The 15,182-nt window shown below is 40.6% G+C and carries 20 protein-coding genes; 4 read left to right on the forward strand and 16 right to left on the reverse strand.

Features of this window, described 5'->3' with window-relative positions:
• Positions 1-304 precede the first annotated feature (304 nt).
• Positions 305-784, forward strand: a complete 480-nt coding sequence (locus L650_RS0112245) for an RNA recognition motif domain-containing protein (protein WP_004588429.1) — start codon at positions 305-307, stop codon at positions 782-784.
• On the opposite strand, the gene murI is transcribed toward L650_RS0112245, so the two are convergent.
• Positions 747-1,544: a glutamate racemase gene (gene murI, locus L650_RS0112250; protein WP_029773304.1), complete on the reverse strand. Its 798-nt coding sequence runs from the start codon at positions 1,542-1,544 to the stop codon at positions 747-749. The two genes, L650_RS0112245 and murI, sit on opposite strands and share 38 nt — an antisense overlap.
• A gap of 65 nt (positions 1,545-1,609) precedes the next feature.
• Complete coding sequence (locus L650_RS0112255) at positions 1,610-2,749, reverse strand: DUF5610 domain-containing protein (RefSeq protein ID WP_029773305.1); 1,140 nt, start codon at positions 2,747-2,749, stop codon at positions 1,610-1,612.
• A 165-nt stretch (positions 2,750-2,914) separates the two neighbouring features.
• Between L650_RS0112255 and trmA the strand changes: the two genes are divergently transcribed.
• Positions 2,915-4,012, forward strand: coding sequence for a tRNA (uridine(54)-C5)-methyltransferase TrmA (trmA, locus tag L650_RS0112260; protein WP_029773306.1), 1,098 nt, complete (start codon positions 2,915-2,917; stop codon positions 4,010-4,012).
• Between the two features lie 66 nt (positions 4,013-4,078).
• Here trmA and L650_RS0112265 read toward each other — a convergent pair whose 3' ends face one another.
• Genes L650_RS0112265 through ccoG form a run of 4 tightly spaced genes read right to left on the reverse strand, consistent with a single transcriptional unit; the run spans position 4,079 to position 7,842 of the window.
• The gene (locus L650_RS0112265) at positions 4,079-4,717 is read right to left on the reverse strand and encodes a thiol:disulfide interchange protein DsbA/DsbL (protein WP_004588433.1); all 639 of its coding nucleotides are present in this window, start codon (positions 4,715-4,717) and stop codon (positions 4,079-4,081) included.
• An 18-nt stretch (positions 4,718-4,735) separates the two neighbouring features.
• Positions 4,736-5,359, reverse strand: coding sequence for a thiol:disulfide interchange protein DsbA/DsbL (locus L650_RS0112270; RefSeq protein ID WP_024032543.1), 624 nt, complete (start codon positions 5,357-5,359; stop codon positions 4,736-4,738).
• 30 nt (positions 5,360-5,389) lie between these two features.
• Positions 5,390-6,364: a serine/threonine protein kinase gene (locus L650_RS0112275; protein ID WP_029773307.1), complete on the reverse strand. Its 975-nt coding sequence runs from the start codon at positions 6,362-6,364 to the stop codon at positions 5,390-5,392.
• A 47-nt stretch (positions 6,365-6,411) separates the two neighbouring features.
• On the reverse strand, positions 6,412-7,842 hold the full coding sequence (gene ccoG / locus L650_RS0112280; protein ID WP_029773308.1) for a cytochrome c oxidase accessory protein CcoG: 1,431 nt from the start codon (positions 7,840-7,842) through the stop codon (positions 6,412-6,414).
• A gap of 288 nt (positions 7,843-8,130) precedes the next feature.
• On the opposite strand from ccoG, the gene L650_RS0112290 reads away from it, so the two are divergent.
• Entirely contained in the window at positions 8,131-8,490 is a 360-nt protein-coding gene (locus L650_RS0112290; RefSeq protein ID WP_004588437.1) for a hypothetical protein, read from the forward strand.
• Entirely contained in the window at positions 8,490-8,696 is a 207-nt protein-coding gene (locus L650_RS0112295; RefSeq protein WP_004588438.1) for a hypothetical protein, read from the forward strand. Before L650_RS0112290 ends, L650_RS0112295 begins: the two co-directional genes overlap by 1 nt.
• Before the next feature lie 32 nt (positions 8,697-8,728).
• On the opposite strand, the gene L650_RS0112300 is transcribed toward L650_RS0112295, so the two are convergent.
• The 10 genes from L650_RS0112300 to L650_RS0112345 all read right to left on the reverse strand — a co-directional run.
• Entirely contained in the window at positions 8,729-9,316 is a 588-nt protein-coding gene (locus L650_RS0112300; protein ID WP_029773309.1) for a UPF0149 family protein, read from the reverse strand.
• Positions 9,317-9,334: 18 nt separating this feature from the next.
• Positions 9,335-10,093 (reverse strand): type II secretion system protein N, encoded by a 759-nt coding sequence (locus tag L650_RS0112305; RefSeq protein ID WP_029773310.1) that lies wholly within the window; start codon positions 10,091-10,093, stop codon positions 9,335-9,337.
• A 3-nt stretch (positions 10,094-10,096) separates the two neighbouring features.
• Entirely contained in the window at positions 10,097-10,570 is a 474-nt protein-coding gene (gene gspM / locus L650_RS0112310) for a type II secretion system protein GspM (protein ID WP_004588441.1), read from the reverse strand.
• The gene (gene gspL / locus L650_RS0112315; protein ID WP_029773311.1) at positions 10,567-11,775 is read right to left on the reverse strand and encodes a type II secretion system protein GspL; all 1,209 of its coding nucleotides are present in this window, start codon (positions 11,773-11,775) and stop codon (positions 10,567-10,569) included. The genes gspM and gspL overlap by 4 nt, the downstream gene beginning before the upstream one ends.
• Entirely contained in the window at positions 11,772-12,758 is a 987-nt protein-coding gene (gene gspK, locus L650_RS0112320; RefSeq protein ID WP_029773312.1) for a type II secretion system minor pseudopilin GspK, read from the reverse strand. The genes gspL and gspK overlap by 4 nt, the downstream gene beginning before the upstream one ends.
• Complete coding sequence (gene gspJ / locus L650_RS0112325) at positions 12,758-13,378, reverse strand: type II secretion system minor pseudopilin GspJ (RefSeq protein WP_029773313.1); 621 nt, start codon at positions 13,376-13,378, stop codon at positions 12,758-12,760. The genes gspK and gspJ overlap by 1 nt, the downstream gene beginning before the upstream one ends.
• Before the next feature lie 3 nt (positions 13,379-13,381).
• On the reverse strand, positions 13,382-13,753 hold the full coding sequence (gspI, locus tag L650_RS0112330) for a type II secretion system minor pseudopilin GspI (protein WP_024032554.1): 372 nt from the start codon (positions 13,751-13,753) through the stop codon (positions 13,382-13,384).
• A gap of 2 nt (positions 13,754-13,755) precedes the next feature.
• Entirely contained in the window at positions 13,756-14,340 is a 585-nt protein-coding gene (gspH, locus tag L650_RS0112335) for a type II secretion system minor pseudopilin GspH (RefSeq protein ID WP_004588446.1), read from the reverse strand.
• Positions 14,341-14,390: 50 nt separating this feature from the next.
• Positions 14,391-14,813: a type II secretion system major pseudopilin GspG gene (gspG, locus tag L650_RS0112340; RefSeq protein WP_004588447.1), complete on the reverse strand. Its 423-nt coding sequence runs from the start codon at positions 14,811-14,813 to the stop codon at positions 14,391-14,393.
• A 79-nt stretch (positions 14,814-14,892) separates the two neighbouring features.
• Positions 14,893-15,182, reverse strand: a 290-nt coding sequence (locus tag L650_RS0112345) for a type II secretion system F family protein (RefSeq protein ID WP_029773314.1), incomplete at its 5' end; no start/stop codon positions are given.

Below are 15,182 nucleotides of genomic sequence, written 5' to 3' on the forward strand. Positions count from 1 at the left end.
AAGTTTTACTTAACTCTGTGAGCAGCTCGTGCCTCGCTATGCGTTGGCGTTCCCCGTCTCAGTGGGGTCGCATTATAGGGAGATCCGAAAACAGATCAACCCTTTTTTTAGATCTTTTTACTGTTCGAACAAAAATAGAGCAAAACAGCATAAAACTAGCTAAATCACTGGCTAAGATGATGCTTTTTTATACTGATTTTTATTATTTAATATAAATTTCATTGCTATGTTCGTTTAAGACGTTAAGATAGCAAGTTCACAATGTTAAATTAATGTTTATTTCCTGTTTATTGGTAGATCTAAAATGAAATTACCCGATCAAAAATCTTTTATCTTCTCTGTTATTCTTGCTGTAGTTGGTTTTGTTATTGTTGAGTTTGCTTTAGGCAGCTTAGCTTTAAGCCCAGCATTGCTATTTGGTGCTGGTTTATTAATTGGTGGGATTGCTATTGCTGCAATATCATCGGAAGGTGGTGAAGAAGCTGAAGTTAAAACAAAAACACTTTATGTTGGTAATCTTCCTTATCGTGCAAATGAAGGTGTTGTTCGCGCTTTGTTTGAAGAACAAGGTAAAGTTTTCAACGTGCGCCTATTAAAGGATAAAAATACTGGCAAACGTCGTGGCTTTGGTTTTGTTGAAATGGCACAGGCAGATGCAGACAATGCAATTGCTAAGTTAAACGATAGTGAGTTTCAACAGCGTACTTTAAAAGTACGTGAGGCAAAACAAAAACAAGAAGATGATTCTAGCTCTTTACGCACTGAGACGGATCAATCAGTGTAACGTGCTTTATAGCTAGCTTATTACTCAAAACATCAGCCGTTGCGTAATATTGCAGCGGCTTTTTTTTGTCTGTAAATTTATTTCCAAAGTTATGCTGCTCTAGTAGGTAGTTTACTCTGCTAGCAATGGCCGCGCCTGAATCGAGTAATTGCACTGCGTTATTAAAGTACGCTTGTATAGCATCGCTAAGAATTGGGAAATGTGTGCAACCTAGTACAAGTACATCTATATCTGAGTTAATGCGCAAACGCGTAAGCTCTTTATGCAGTTTGAGTGTATCTAGCTGCTGAGTGAAAAATAACTGCTCTGCCAATGCCACCAGCTCAACACTGCTATATAAACTCACTGTTACGTTGCTGGCATGCTCTTTTATTAATGTATGAGTATAGGGGCTTGCAACTGTGGCGGGGGTTGCCAATAAGCCGATGTGCTTTGTGCTAGTTACTTCAGCAGCAGGCTTTATTGCTGGCACTACGCCTACAATAGGTATTGATGTAATTTTGCGTACTTCACTTAAGGCTGATGTAGAGGCTGTATTGCAGGCTATAACAATAAGGTCGACATTAAGCGCGTTTTGCTCAATAAAATAAATGAGTGAGCATAAACGCCCTATAATAGTTTGCTGGGTTTGCGCGCCATAAGGGAGTAACGCATTATCCATAAAGTAGCTGTACTGTGCATCTGGAATACGCTTTTGAATATGCTCAAGCACGGTGGTGCCACCTATACCTGAATCAAATACCATTATGTGGGCTGACAAACTTTGGTTCCTACTGTTTATTAAGAACGGCAGTTTGCCATGAGGTATTTATAAAAGAAAGTAGTTTAGCTTTGCTCAGACTTTAGCGCGTCGAGTGCATCGCCCGCTGAATTTAATTGGTTTAGGTTTTCAAACATTGCCTGTGTGTAATCAACTAGCTGATCGACCGCTGCTTGATCTTGGTTTAGCCACTCTATAATACCGGCAAGCTGATCTTGTAGGCCTAGTTGCGATGCTTTATCAAATGCATTTTTTAGATCGTCATTAAAAGGTGCGATCGCATCGGCTACCTCTTTTGTTGGGTTTGGCTGATATTGCTCATAACTTTTAACGGTAGCGACTGTTTTTGTTTGACGAAGGTCCATTGAAAATGCAACAAGTTGCTCACTGCCTAAGCTCAGCTCTTGTGCTTTTTCAAATGCTTCATCCAAATCACCACTAAAGAATGTTTTACTTACACCTTGTAGCTCTTCCATCATGGCATTAATAGCATCTTGCTCTTGTTCGTTTAAATCACCATTAACTGACATTGAAAAAGACAGCTCTCGAGATTGCGACGATGAGCTGGCAAACGATTCGCTGTTATTGCTTTGTTGATACCCGCTCGCTGTTTGAGACTCATATGCATCAGCAAAGCTAATACTGACCTCATCACCTTCGGCCGTTGTAAACTTATACTCGGCATTGCTGCTCATACTTACATATTGTGCTTGGCTTACGCTAACACTGGCCGCTTGTGGGTTAAACAGGGTTTGCTCAAACTCATCAAGCCCCTCAAAAATGCCTTCTTTTGACTTGTCGATGCCCTCTTGCATTTCTTCGTTAAATACACCGGTGCCTTTTAGTTCATCAACCGCTTCGTCTATGCCGGTTTGAACACCTGTGCGCGCATCATCTAACATATTTTTTAATTTATCGTCATCGGCACCATTGGCTTTGGCTTTATTAACTGCGCCAGATACGAAGTCGAGTACATTTTTTACTATTTCATCAAAATCGAATAAAGGTTTATCGGCTTGTTTTTGCTCAACAGGTAAACCTAGTTGCTCTGCCATTTTGTCGCCAAGCACTTTTGCAGCAAGTTCTCTGCCTCGCTGTAATGAACTTTCTTGCGGAGATTGGATTGTTGGCTGCTGTAGCGCCTCTTTATTATTGAATTTGTTTACGTTGTTGTTTGGCGTATAGCCATAATTACCGATTTTCATGATCCACCTCCGTTACGTACTTAGCTTATTATCGGCTAATAGTGACAAAACTAAAGTGCATGTTTAAAAAAACAGCAACTTTATTATCAGCAAAACTAGACAAATACTGCTCGCTCCCTACAATAGCGCCGATAAATAGATCTCATAGATAAGGTAGTAGCATTAATGGCAGTGATTAAAATAGATACCACACAGTACGATACGCAGCTAAATGAAAAAGAGCAGCGTATTACGTCGCAATTTAAGCGATTTGGTGTGCAAGCGTTAGAGGTGTTTAGCTCAGAGCCAATTAACTACCGCCAACGTGCTGAATTTAGAGTATGGCACGATGGGGATGATCTATTTCATATTATGTTTGATCAGGCCACGAAAGAAAAAATTCGCGTCGACACCTTTGACCCTGCCGCGCCCTTAGTTGGTGAAGTAATGCAGGTGATGATTGATAATTTAAAGTCGTGTGAAGTATTACGTCGTAAGCTGTTTCAAATCGATTATTTATCGTCATTAAGTGGCGAGATTTTAGTAAGCTTGCTTTATCACAAGCCACTCGATGATCAGTGGCTAACTGAAATAAAAGCCCTGAAAGAAAAACTGTGCAGTAAATACAATATTGACTTTATTGGTCGTGCGCGCAAACAAAAAGAAGTACTAGGCAATGATTTTGTTACTGAGCGTTTAACCGTAAACGGCCAGGAGCTTATTTATCAACAAGTAGAAAATAGCTTTACGCAACCTAATACTAAAGTGAATATAAAAATGCTGGAGTGGGCACAAGACCTATGTAAACCACTGAGTAATGACCTGCTGGAGCTTTACTGTGGTAATGGTAATTTCTCTATTGCATTGGCGGGTTCGTTTAATCGCGTATTGGCTACTGAAATATCTAAGTCTTCTGTGCATTCAGCGCAATACAACATTGCTAAAAATAAGGTAGATAACTTAGATATAATTCGTATGTCGAGTGAAGAGTTTACCCAGGCAATGAATGGCGAACGTACCTTTTCGCGTTTAGAGGGGATAGATTTAAAAAGTTACGATTGCCAAACTATTTTAGTCGACCCTCCACGCGCAGGTATGGATACCCTTACCTGTGACTTAGTGGCCAACTACGAGAACATTATTTATATATCGTGCAACCCAGAAACGCTCGAGCGCGATTTAGATCACTTAACCCGTACTCATAATGTTAAGCGCTTTGCGATATTTGATCAGTTCCCTTATACGCATCACATAGAATCGGGTGTTTTCTTACAAAGAAAATAGTGAGTTAAATTTAAATCACTTCCATAAAAAAAGCTCCTTACGGAGCTTTTTTTGTTTTAGCAAACCTTACTTGTTCGCTAAATAGTTAATTAATTTACTAATATCTTCTGGCGCGGTAATACCAGACTCACGGCCTAGATTTAATTTGTATTTACCATTTACGATAAAGGTTGGTACGCCACGTAGCGCGCCTTTTTCTTTAAAGTAATTTTGGTCACGCTTCATTTTAGAGCTTAATGTACGTACCGAGAAGCTTTTGTATAGTTTATCAAACTTATCGCCATCAACACCCTGCGCTACAAATACATCTTTTACATCTGCAAGCTCGTTAAATTTAGCGCGCTTAGTGTGAATGTGATTAAAAATAGCCGCAACAATTTTATCTTTTTGTGGAAGTACTTCCGCAGTGGCCAGCGCTTGGCTCATCATTTGTTGGTTTTCTGGATCGCGAACACCGACAAAATCAACGTGACTCTTTTTAAATTTAACGTCTTTGTCTAGCTTTGGCTTAAACTCACCAATTAACGCTTCCATGTTATTACAAGCAGGGCAATAAAATGAGAAAAACTCTTTTACTTCTGGCTTTTTAGTCGCGCGCTCTGCCACGACATCGTAATGTACGCCTTCTTCATAAGTGGCGGCTACACTGCTCGCAGCCATAGGCAGTAGTAATGCAAGTAAACCTGCTTTAACTAATTTGATCATTGTTATTGTTCTCCGAGATTAAAGTGTTAGTAAAAAAGCAACTAACTCATTAAGTTCTTGCTGGTTATTAATGGTGTTAATGTTTATTTTATATTTATCGTTTACGATAAAGGTAGGCACACCAGTTAGCGCACCTAGTTTTGAATATTTGTTTTGTTTATCTTGCATTGCACGCTCAGCTGAAATAATTGGCATGCTGGCAATGTCTTGATCAAACGTGGCACTATCGATACCGTTAACTTCAAGCAACTTTTTAACATCTTTCATTTGCGTTAAAGGTGCGCGCTGTACATGAATACTTTTAAAAATTTGGTCGCTGATACTTTGTGCTTGACCGTGCTTTTTACCGATTAAGTAGGCGTAGCTTAAGTTGCTTTGCGCCTGTGGTGATACACCGCCTAAAAAGTTAACGTGATTTTTTATAAATTCAGTGCCCTCAGGTAGGCTTTTTTCAATTGCCTTTGCAACAGGCTCAAATTTAAAACAATGCGGACAGTAAAACGAGAAAAATTCGGTTACTTGCGGCTCTGCGCTTTTTTCTACATCAATAACAGTATACTGGTTATCGGCTTCAAACTGTGCAGCAAGGGCTGCAAATGGTAAACATAAAAGTAGTAGGCTCAGTTTCAATTTTTTAAGCATTGGTATCTCGTGTACTTTTTAAATAAAATTTTATGGCAATAACTTCAGCGGAGCTTCTTGCAGTGCTGCAAACTGCTCTTTAAGCGCTAAAATTTGTTGCTCCCAGTATTTGTCTTCAGCAAACCATGAAAAGTTCCGTACGAACGCAGGATCACTCCATCGTTTAGCTACCCAACCCATATAGTGAATAATACGCATTGCACGAAGCGGTTCAATTAATTTGAGTTGAGTGTGGTCAAAATCACAAAACTCTTCATACGCATTTACAAGGGTGTCTAACTGTAACAGCTGTGTTTGACGATCGCCACTGAGCATCATCCATAAATCTTGAATGGCCGGCCCCTGCCGAGCGTCATCTAAATCAACAAACATAAGTGCTTCGCCTGCCCACAAAATATTACCTGCGTGGCAATCACCATGTAAGCGGATCCCTTGCACATTTTTATACTGTGTTTGCGCTTGCTCAATAACCAAGTCCAATATGGTGTAAAAAGCCGTGCTGATCCCCATAGGTACCAAATTACTTTTTTGCAGATGAACTTTAGCTGTATGCAAATATTCTTCGCAGCTAAAGGTAGGTCTGTGCTCAAATGCTTTGCTTTTAGCCACCTGATGCATACGGCCAATTAAACGACCCATTACATCAAGCTGATCCAGGTTATCAACTTCAAACTGTCGCCCGCCTACACTTGGAAATAACACAAATACATAACCTTGGTGCTCAAATAAGCTTTCTCCGTTGTGCTTAATGGGTGCAACAACGGGTACTTCGGCCTCAGCTAATTCAAATGCAAAGTCGTGCTCTTCTTGTATTTGCGCTTTGCTCCAGCGCTCTGGTCGGTAAAACTTAACAACGTAGCGCAGGCCATCTTCCGCCTTAAATTGGTAGACTCTGTTTTCGTAGCTATTAAGTGCTAATAAACCTGACTCTGCATATATACCAACGCTTTCTATTGCATCGAGAATTAAGTCGGGCGTTAAATCTTCAAAACTAAATTTACTCATGGGCTTCTTAATGTAAAAAGCGGGTTACCCCGCTTTTGTTAGTGTGTTTATCGCGCTTTAAAAAAGTTACTCGGTTGCGATATGCTTTCATCGGGGTCATTAACCGGTGAAAGTACAAAGTTAAACTCCGTCATTGGCGCTTTTAAATCATACGGGTCCATCACAAGTGACAGTGGCACATTATGCGATTGCCCTGCTTGCACTGTAAATGTTTGCTTGCCAATGTACTTAAAGTTTTCAAGGCCTTGAACATCAATATTAAAGGTTTGCTCGTACTGCGCCTTGTTGATTACTTTTAATGTATAGGTGTTTTCTACCAAGCCATTAAAGTCAACACGATACAGTTGGTTACGGTCTCGTATTATGTCAAAGTCCATAGGCTTTCTAAATGCAATGTTAGCCACCAGCGCACTGGTAAGCACCACCAGTATGACCGTGTAACCTATGATTTTAGCTCGCAGTGGGTTGGTTTTATTTTCAGGTGTTTCGAGATTACGCTCAGTAGTGTAAGAAATAAGACCCCGCGGATAATCCATTTTATCCATTACACCATCGCAGGCATCAATACATGCGCCACAGTTTATACACTCGGCTTGCAAACCATTACGAATATCTATCCCTGTAGGGCACACCTGTACACACAAGTTACAGTCTATGCAATCGCCCATATCTAAATCTTCGTGGGCAATTTTACGCGAACGTGGGCCCCGGCTTTCGCCGCGTTTTTCATCGTACGTTACGGTGTAAGTGTCTTTATCAAACATAGCTGATTGAAAACGTGAATAGGGGCAAATGTGTAAACACATAATTTCACGCATCCACCCTGCGTTAGCATAAGTACAAGCAGCAAAGAAAATAATACTTACCAGCGCGTAACCACCTACATTAAAGGTAACAAAGTCAGGGAGTAATTCACGGATAGGCGTAAAGTATCCGACAAACGAAATCGCCGTATATAGGGCAAATAAAACCCAACTGGTGTGCTTTGCTGTTTTTCGCCAAAACTTATCAAAGTCCATCGGGCGTTGATCTAGCTTTTTACGCTGATTCGCTGTGCCTTCAAACTTTTCTTCAAACCAAATAAATATAAAGGTCCATACAGTTTGCGGGCAGGTATAGCCACACCATACTCGGCCATAAAAGGTAGTAACCAAAAAGAGTGCAAACGCGGCCAACATAAATATAAAGGCTAATATAGTGAAATCTTGCGGCCACAGCGTTAGCCCAAAAATATTGTACTTTTGGCCAACTAAATCAAATAACACAGCTTGCTGGCCATTAAAATTTATCCAAGGCAAAAGCATAAAGGCAAGCATGCCTAAAAAGCCTATACGCTGTCTAAGTAACTGATGAAGCCCTTTTACTGCGCGAACATAAATTCGGTTACGTGGGTTAAACCTGTCGTCTTGACGGCTTAAATCCGGTTGTTGGATTTTAACCTCTGCAGGTATATTCTTTACTTTAATTTGCTTGTCCATCGAAGTTCCTCAACGCCGCTTGGAAATAAAAACGTAGCAATATGTGCGTATTCTATACTGTAACTGTAGTTCGTTAATGGTAAGTGTGATTAGTTTAAATAATCAGCTGTTTGAATACTTTCAGATATTTCAGAAATATCTAACTGCTGTTGGCTATTATAACAATACTGGCTAAAATTACAGGTATAGATTGCTAATAATTTATTCATCTCAGTTACTTGCTTTTAAAATGCAGTTTATTACACTGCTTGCTAAATTTACCCCATTAAGATCAAGGTTTACGCATTCATGAAAAAGTTTATTATATTGGTCATTCTGATCCTTGCGTTTTTTACTATTGATCACCCATTAGTTAAAGAGCCCCGCGAAAAGCTATTAGGTGAAGGTGTGGGTTTTTTAAGTGATGCGAGCAAAATAAACCGTAGCCCAGCAGCCAATATGGCTAAAAACCGTATTAGCAGTGCGTTAAAGCTCTCTGAGTCTGAGCACGAATATATTGAAAAAACCTTTACCACTGATGATTCAGTGCAGTTATTTCATTTACGTTATTGCCGCGAGCGCGACCTAAATTTATATTTTTACGAAGAGCGTTTAAATACAGTGTGTAAAATTGTATCGGATGCATTAGAACAAAAGAGAGCTAAGTAGTGGATTTTTCGCAGTTAAACAAAAAAGCGAGTGACTCTTTTCATAAACAGCGCACAATACTTAAAAAGCTATCGCAAGGAAAAACCTTGCATTGTGAGCAGTGCGGCGAGGTGTTAACACTCGATTTAGCCACCAGCGAGCCGGGTAAAGGCGTTGTTAAGTGTAAAAAAGGCTGCACTGATATTATTTTAGAACTTGGCGCTTAATTATTCTAAGCGCCGTTTAATACACCTAAAGGCTACTCTTCCCACCCTTCATCTGTAATCAGCCCACTGTTTATGGCTACCACTTCAATAAGCTCGGCAAAACCTAATGCAAAGTCGCCCATTGATTCGTACTGATACTGATATAAAGCTTCGAGTGTCATGCTATTTTGCTGCGCAATTTTCACTCTTGTTTGCTCATCAACAGCAAAAAAGCTAAGCGTACTTAACGCACTCTCTAGTGCTTCTTTGTACTGAGGCTCTAAAGCGGGAGCTGTTAATAGAGGTTGTGCGTATTCTTGAGTAGCACGTAAAAAACCTTCACTCCACGCTTGGGTATAGTCTAGGTCAAAATTGGCGGGTAACTTGTAACCGGTTTCAAATACTTGCTCACTAATTTGATGGTATAACGCCATAAATAAAAACAGTATTTCTTCGTCTAAATCGTTAGCCGTATTAGGCACAATATGCGCTAACCACTGGTGAACTTCTAATGGGCTTGGCGAACAAATAACCCCAAATAGATAGCCTTGGCTTTGTGTTAATGACATAGCCTGAGGTTGAGTACTTAAAAATGCACTTAATTGCTGTGCGTGTTGCTCGTTAAACTGTGGTAATTGCATTAAATCTCTTTTGTTACATTAAAAATTTAGTGGGTAGCGGCCCTGTGTATCGGGGCGGCCTAAAAACTTAACCGCGTCGTGTACATCTTTTGGTAAGCTGGCATCAGGTTTAACATAGCCTGCTACTTTAAAGTCAAAGTTAGCTTTAAGTGTTGCGTCGGCTTCAAGACCTAACGTGTTATCTGGGTCGACCAAAATAGCTATATCGCCCGACTTACAGCTTAACATGCCACTCAGTGGGCCTATGTTAAACCAGCCATTAAAGCCTTTAACATCTATATTTGGGCTAGCAATCTCGCCTTTTAATGACTCACAATAAGGCGCACCCGAGGTGTACTCGTTAAGCTCTAAAATGACTCGGCCTTTAGCCGTAGCTGGTATAGGTAGTGCAATACGTTGCATGGCACGCTCTACGGTAGAGCGAATTATACCATCGGTAACTTTAACCACATTATTAAATAATCCGTAATTCACATCAGCATAGCCCGAAATATCGCTACGCTCACGCGGATTACCAAATTTTAAGTTAGCATTTAAATTACCCGTAAATAACTGCCAGCCAGCAATATCCCAGCGTACATTATTTAGCTGCTCGTCTTGATAGCGCACTTGCATCATTTGACCTTGCCATACACTCCCTACGGTTTGCCCTATTTCAAGCTGCTTTGGTAAGTACGGCTTAGCTAGGTCTAACGCAATGGCCGCTGGTAATTTCATTATGCAAAACACAATAAAACTAATAAAAAATACCACTGATAATATTATTATTTTTTTCATTAATTACTTCTCTAGTACTAAGCGGCTTACACGTACAAACCCTGATTTATCATCTTTGCTTAAATCAAGGTTCTCTACTCTTAAGCCATGCTGATTAACCAGTTCGTCTAACCATTCTATTAATTGATTAAACTCTACCGAATCAAGCGTTAAACGTAACGAGTTATCGTTAGGCTGCATTTTACTAATAGTAATACGATAGCGACTACGCGTTGAATTAACCACTTGGCTAATATTTTGATTGCTAATTGCCTGCGTGTTACCCGCCGCTTTTAACTTTACTATGCTTTCATCAACCCATACGAGCAGCTCTTGCTGAGTGACGTACGACTTTTTAGCTTTATCTATGGCGTTATTTAAAGGTCTAAAAATCCCCATTACTAAAACAAAAATAACAAATATACCACCAGCAACCATAATCAATTGCTGCTCCTGCTCTTTTAAAGAGCGCCAGTATTGCATTATTTGCTTTTTCATACTGCACCTCGCAGTTTAATCTCGCCTACTACAAAATCGCCATCGTTATTTAACGACCCTTGTTCAACCGTTAACCCTTGTTGCTCAAGTATACTTTTTACTTTACCAAACGTTTGAAAGTCTTTTGCGCGTGCGCGTATTCGCAGCTCATTACGGCGTTTATCGTAACGTAGGGTTTCTGGCGTAAATTCGCTTACTTGCGAAAACACGCCAACCAATTGGCTGGTCAAATCTAAAAACCCGGCTTCACTTTCGCCATTAATGGTTTTAAGCGCGCCCCTGATTTGGCTTTTAATTAAGTTAGGACGTACTTTAGTTCCGGGAAATGCTTTTTGGTATCTATCCACTACCTGGGCTTTAGCAAGCTCAACACGCGAGTTAAGTTGATTTAGTTCAACAAGCTTTATTGCAATGGTAGCAAATAAAGCAACACCGGTAATAATGGCTGCGCCCTTCCAATAACCCCACCACAGTGCACTTTTCTTTTTAAGCTGGTACATACCTTGGCGTAAATTAAATTTAACGCTGGTAAGTTGTTTAGCAAATAAAGCCAATGGTAAATCGTAGTCGCTTGCTTGCGAAATTAGGTTAATACATTCAGGAAACTGATTAGCCGGGCTATAGTGCTTTACGCTCGGCTCGCCAAGTGCACTTAAGTAATCCCTTAGCCAGCTATTCTCAACGGCACTAATATGCCAATCGCCTCTTTTAAATAACCACTGATTATTAAGCTCTATGGCGGTTAATGTATCATCGTCGGCTGTAGGCAGTAGCAGGGCATCAGGTAAAATGGTGTATACCGCCAAGTTATGCTCTGAAAATAAAGCAAGCCAAGCCTCAAACCACTCGCGGTCTGTTAAGGCAACTTTAATTGCATGCTGCTCATTAATCATAGTGGGCTCGCCAATTGCGACAAATAGCTCGTCTATATCGCACGCAATATCTTCTTCAAGCATGTACGGCAACGCTTGCTCTAACTTGCGATTCCACTTAGTCGGCAACGCCACTGTTTTAAGCTGCACCTGATCGCTAGGCAGTAATACCACTACCTCGCGGGTTTGCGCTTTTTCACTTAGCTCACTTAAACGGCTTGCATCGGTTAATTCCCCACTGGCAATTATTTCTTGTTCTTGTGGTGAATAAATTAACCAATTTAATTTATCTTGCTCTGTTTGACCCGTGCGGATCAGCAGTATTTCTGTCACTGTACGCCTCCAAATTTTCGCGCCAGTATCGTTACTTCGCCATTTTTGGCATGAAGTAATGTGGTCATCGAAAAACGCAAATCGACAAATGTCGCCTGCGTTTGTAATTTAAAATATTCGCTGTTAATACTAAATAGTTCTTTAACCGAATCTAAATTTGTACCGCCTTGCTGCTGTACCTCGGAAAAAAATTCATCCACGCTATCAAATCCGGTTTCAGGGCGAGCTGCTATAACAGCCTCTGCGCCCGATAACGATAATTCGTCAATCATGGCACTTAAAATAAGTGCTTGTTCGGGAAGTAACGTATTGACGTTAATCGATAATAAGGGAGACCCCGGAATAACACACACAAAAGGTAATACCTTTTCCATTACTAGCGGATTAAAACCTTTTACCAAACGCAGCTCAGAAGGTGATGCAAATAAACTATTTGCGCTCATATAAGGGTAATCACGCGATAAATACTCGTCTTCTTCAGCGCCTGAGCGATAGGTAATGCTGTTTTCATCAAGCCAGTCAAATACACTGTCTGCCATTGCTTCTTCGCTTTCCTCGGCAGGTAAATCTTCAATGTTTTCTAATAATGCAAAGAGTGCTTTATGAGCAGGGTTGGTTTTGCTGGTAGAGTTTGAGTCTGGCGCTTCCCCTAATGCATTTAAATTTAAACACGCCTGTAAGTCAGTAATTTTACCGCTTAGAGTACCGTTATCTACAGGGTATTGGGTGTCGCCTTGCGTGGCCCAAACCTGATCTAACGAGGTTTTGTCAGGATCATCGTCTTTACTTAACTTTAGTGCCTTTATTGCCAGCTCTTCACCGCCGTAGGCATACCACTTTGCTTGTTGGTGACCTTGCAGGTTAGTGCTTTTTTGAACCTGCACCATTAAATTAGCACTCATTTCTACGGCTAATATCGCGGCCAGTGCAACAATAAACAGCACAATAACTAATGCGGCACCGCGTGATTCGCGCTTATTCATTAATTACTCTCCCCGCTGTTTTTGCCCTGCCCGGGTACTAAAAAAACACGACGAATAGGCTCTGCCTCAATTTGTTGTAAAGTAACCGCAACCGCTTTAGGTAAGGCTTTTATTTGCCATTGCTCTTGCCACTCGTTGTTGGCATCTAAAAATTCAAATTTAAGTTCTTCAATACCTTTTAAAACAACTTGTACCCGCGGCTCCATATTATCAAGCTGATCTACATACACTCTGTATACACGCTCTAAATTGTCATTAAGCACTCTATACCCTACGGCTTGTAACTCAGAACGAGGCAGCAAGTTGATTGGGTTAACCCAGCCATCACGTACAAACGCAATACCATCGTATTGGCTTTCTAATATATAACGCCCTGCTAGTAAGTATTGCTCTTGCGCATCACCGGCTTCATTACGTACAGTGCGCTGAGTCATTTGGCTAAAGTCTTGGTCCATTAACCTAAATGCGGTTTGTAGGCCGTTAAGCTCCGCTATTTTTTCATCAGACGCTTCTTTTGCTTTAGTGGTTGAGTCTAAAATTTGGTGAGTAGCCATAATCACCACCGCTAAAATAGCCATAGCAACTAATACTTCGATTAATGTAAATCCGCGCTGCTTCACTTATTAACTGCCTTTATTTAAATAAGTTGAAAGCTCGTACACCGATTGCTCGTATTTTTCGTCGCTAAAAACATTTATGGTCACTTTTACAAAGCTTTTGTCTGCAGTTTTTGCTATTTCTTGCTTCCAAAACCACTCAACGCCCGCCATTACTTCGCTGCCGCGCGCGCCATTTTTAGCCTGCCAGTCTTTACCTTTACTACGCTGCACCACAAGCACATTTTCTGCCACCCACGATGCATACGTTTGCTCTTCAAGTGTTGTTAAATGATTTATATGCTCGCCGGTTGCTTGCATAGCTGCAATCCCAGCCATAGCACAAATACTTAACGCTACAAGCACTTCGAGTAAGGTAAAGCCTTTATTTAGCCTCATTATTATGGCTCTTTTCGCAAATTAACAGGGGCTGTAAATTCCCCTTCAATGTAATACACAGGCTCGCTTTGCTCTTTTAATTCAACAATAAGCTGAAAGGCGCTGACCTCGCCAGATGATAAAATAAGGACTTGCGGTATTTTTAGTTTTTCAAGCTCTAATAAGCTATCGTCATCGCCGCCGCTCATTAGCTCACGCCAATTTGCTTGCTCAAGTAAGTTCTCTTGTGACCAGGCTAAATCTTCTAAATTGAGCGTGAGTTTTAACCGTTCATCCAGCTCAATGGGCTTGTAAAGGTCTTCGCGGTCAAAGGTAATCCATTTTTCGCCATCAAATACTAAAAACTCAAGGGTGTTTTCCTCAACCATTAAGCCAAGTTCTATTTGATTTAAAATAGCAAATTCAGAGGCCATGTTAATGGTGGTATGCAGCCTAAGCGCTTGTGTATCAAGCTCATCTTCGGCACCGCCTTCTAAGCTGTATACCACCATTTTGGTCGCAAATGCGATAATAGTAAGTACCACTAAAATTTCTATTAAGCTAAACCCACGATGGTGGGCGCGCATACGATTAAGGCTTACTTGCATAGTAAGCCTCGTGCAATCGTATTTAACCATACTGCTGGGTTAAGTCGCATTTATTGCTCGTCTTCGTTCCAGTTGCCAATATCATCATCGGTACCGGCTTCGCCATCAGGTCCCATTGAAAAAATATCAAACTTGCCAATTTCACCTGGGCTAATTAGCTGATACGGGTTACCCCATGGATCTTCTGGTAATTCATTTACAAAACCACCATCAGGGAAACGCTTAGGAATTGGCTCAATGCTGGTTTTATTGACCAATGCTTCTAGGCCTTGCTCTGTGCTTGGGTAGCTTTTATTTTTAAGCTTGTATAAGCTCATTGCATCTTCAAGCTGTTGAATATCTAGATGTGCTTTATCGATAGCAGCTTCTTCTTGTTGGCCCATAATATTAGGCGCCACAATTGACATAATCATCCCGATAATAACCAATACCACCATTACTTCGAGTAAAGAAAAACCTGATTGTTTATTCACGTAAATACCTCATTTTCCAAAAACATAATTTAATTTGGCGTCATCTAAGTAAATACTAACTTAGCTAACCCCTTAAAGCTTAAAGTCCTACCGCTTTATTCATTGCCATTATTGGCTGTAAAATAGCCATTACTATAAACAAAACAATCACCGCCATTGAGGCAATCATTGCTGGCTCTAATAATTTTAATGATACGTTTACCATGCTTTCAAACTCACGGTCTTGGTTATTAGCCGCGCGCTCTAACATTTGCTCTAACTCACCTGATTTTTCACCGCTGGCAATCATGTGCAGCATCATCGGCGGAAACAACTTAGTTTGCTGTAAAGCCGCCCTTAGGCTTGCACCTTCACTGACTCTATCGGCAG

Source organism: Pseudoalteromonas sp. TB51 (assembly GCF_000498055.1).
GTDB classification, from domain to species: domain Bacteria; phylum Pseudomonadota; class Gammaproteobacteria; order Enterobacterales; family Alteromonadaceae; genus Pseudoalteromonas; species Pseudoalteromonas atlantica.

Bases quoted from the DNA above. Each gene is read 5' to 3' on its own strand.
- L650_RS0112255 (WP_029773305.1), bottom strand. From the start codon at position 2,749: ATGAAAATCGGTAATTATGGCTATACGCCAAACAACAACGTAAACAAA.
- L650_RS0112290 (WP_004588437.1), top strand. From the start codon at position 8,131: ATGAAAAAGTTTATTATATTGGTCATTCTGATCCTTGCGTTTTTTACT.
- ccoG (WP_029773308.1), bottom strand. From the start codon at position 7,842: ATGGACAAGCAAATTAAAGTAAAGAATATACCTGCAGAGGTTAAAATC.
- gspM (WP_004588441.1), bottom strand. From the start codon at position 10,570: ATGAAAAAGCAAATAATGCAATACTGGCGCTCTTTAAAAGAGCAGGAG.
- L650_RS0112275 (WP_029773307.1), bottom strand. From the start codon at position 6,364: ATGAGTAAATTTAGTTTTGAAGATTTAACGCCCGACTTAATTCTCGAT.
- L650_RS0112300 (WP_029773309.1), bottom strand. From the start codon at position 9,316: ATGCAATTACCACAGTTTAACGAGCAACACGCACAGCAATTAAGTGCA.
- trmA (WP_029773306.1), top strand. From the start codon at position 2,915: ATGGCAGTGATTAAAATAGATACCACACAGTACGATACGCAGCTAAAT.
- gspK (WP_029773312.1), bottom strand. From the start codon at position 12,758: ATGAATAAGCGCGAATCACGCGGTGCCGCATTAGTTATTGTGCTGTTT.
- gspI (WP_024032554.1), bottom strand. From the start codon at position 13,753: ATGAGGCTAAATAAAGGCTTTACCTTACTCGAAGTGCTTGTAGCGTTA.
- L650_RS0112270 (WP_024032543.1), bottom strand. From the start codon at position 5,359: ATGCTTAAAAAATTGAAACTGAGCCTACTACTTTTATGTTTACCATTT.
- L650_RS0112245 (WP_004588429.1), top strand. From the start codon at position 305: ATGAAATTACCCGATCAAAAATCTTTTATCTTCTCTGTTATTCTTGCT.
- L650_RS0112305 (WP_029773310.1), bottom strand. From the start codon at position 10,093: ATGAAAAAAATAATAATATTATCAGTGGTATTTTTTATTAGTTTTATT.
- L650_RS0112265 (WP_004588433.1), bottom strand. From the start codon at position 4,717: ATGATCAAATTAGTTAAAGCAGGTTTACTTGCATTACTACTGCCTATG.
- gspH (WP_004588446.1), bottom strand. From the start codon at position 14,340: ATGCAAGTAAGCCTTAATCGTATGCGCGCCCACCATCGTGGGTTTAGC.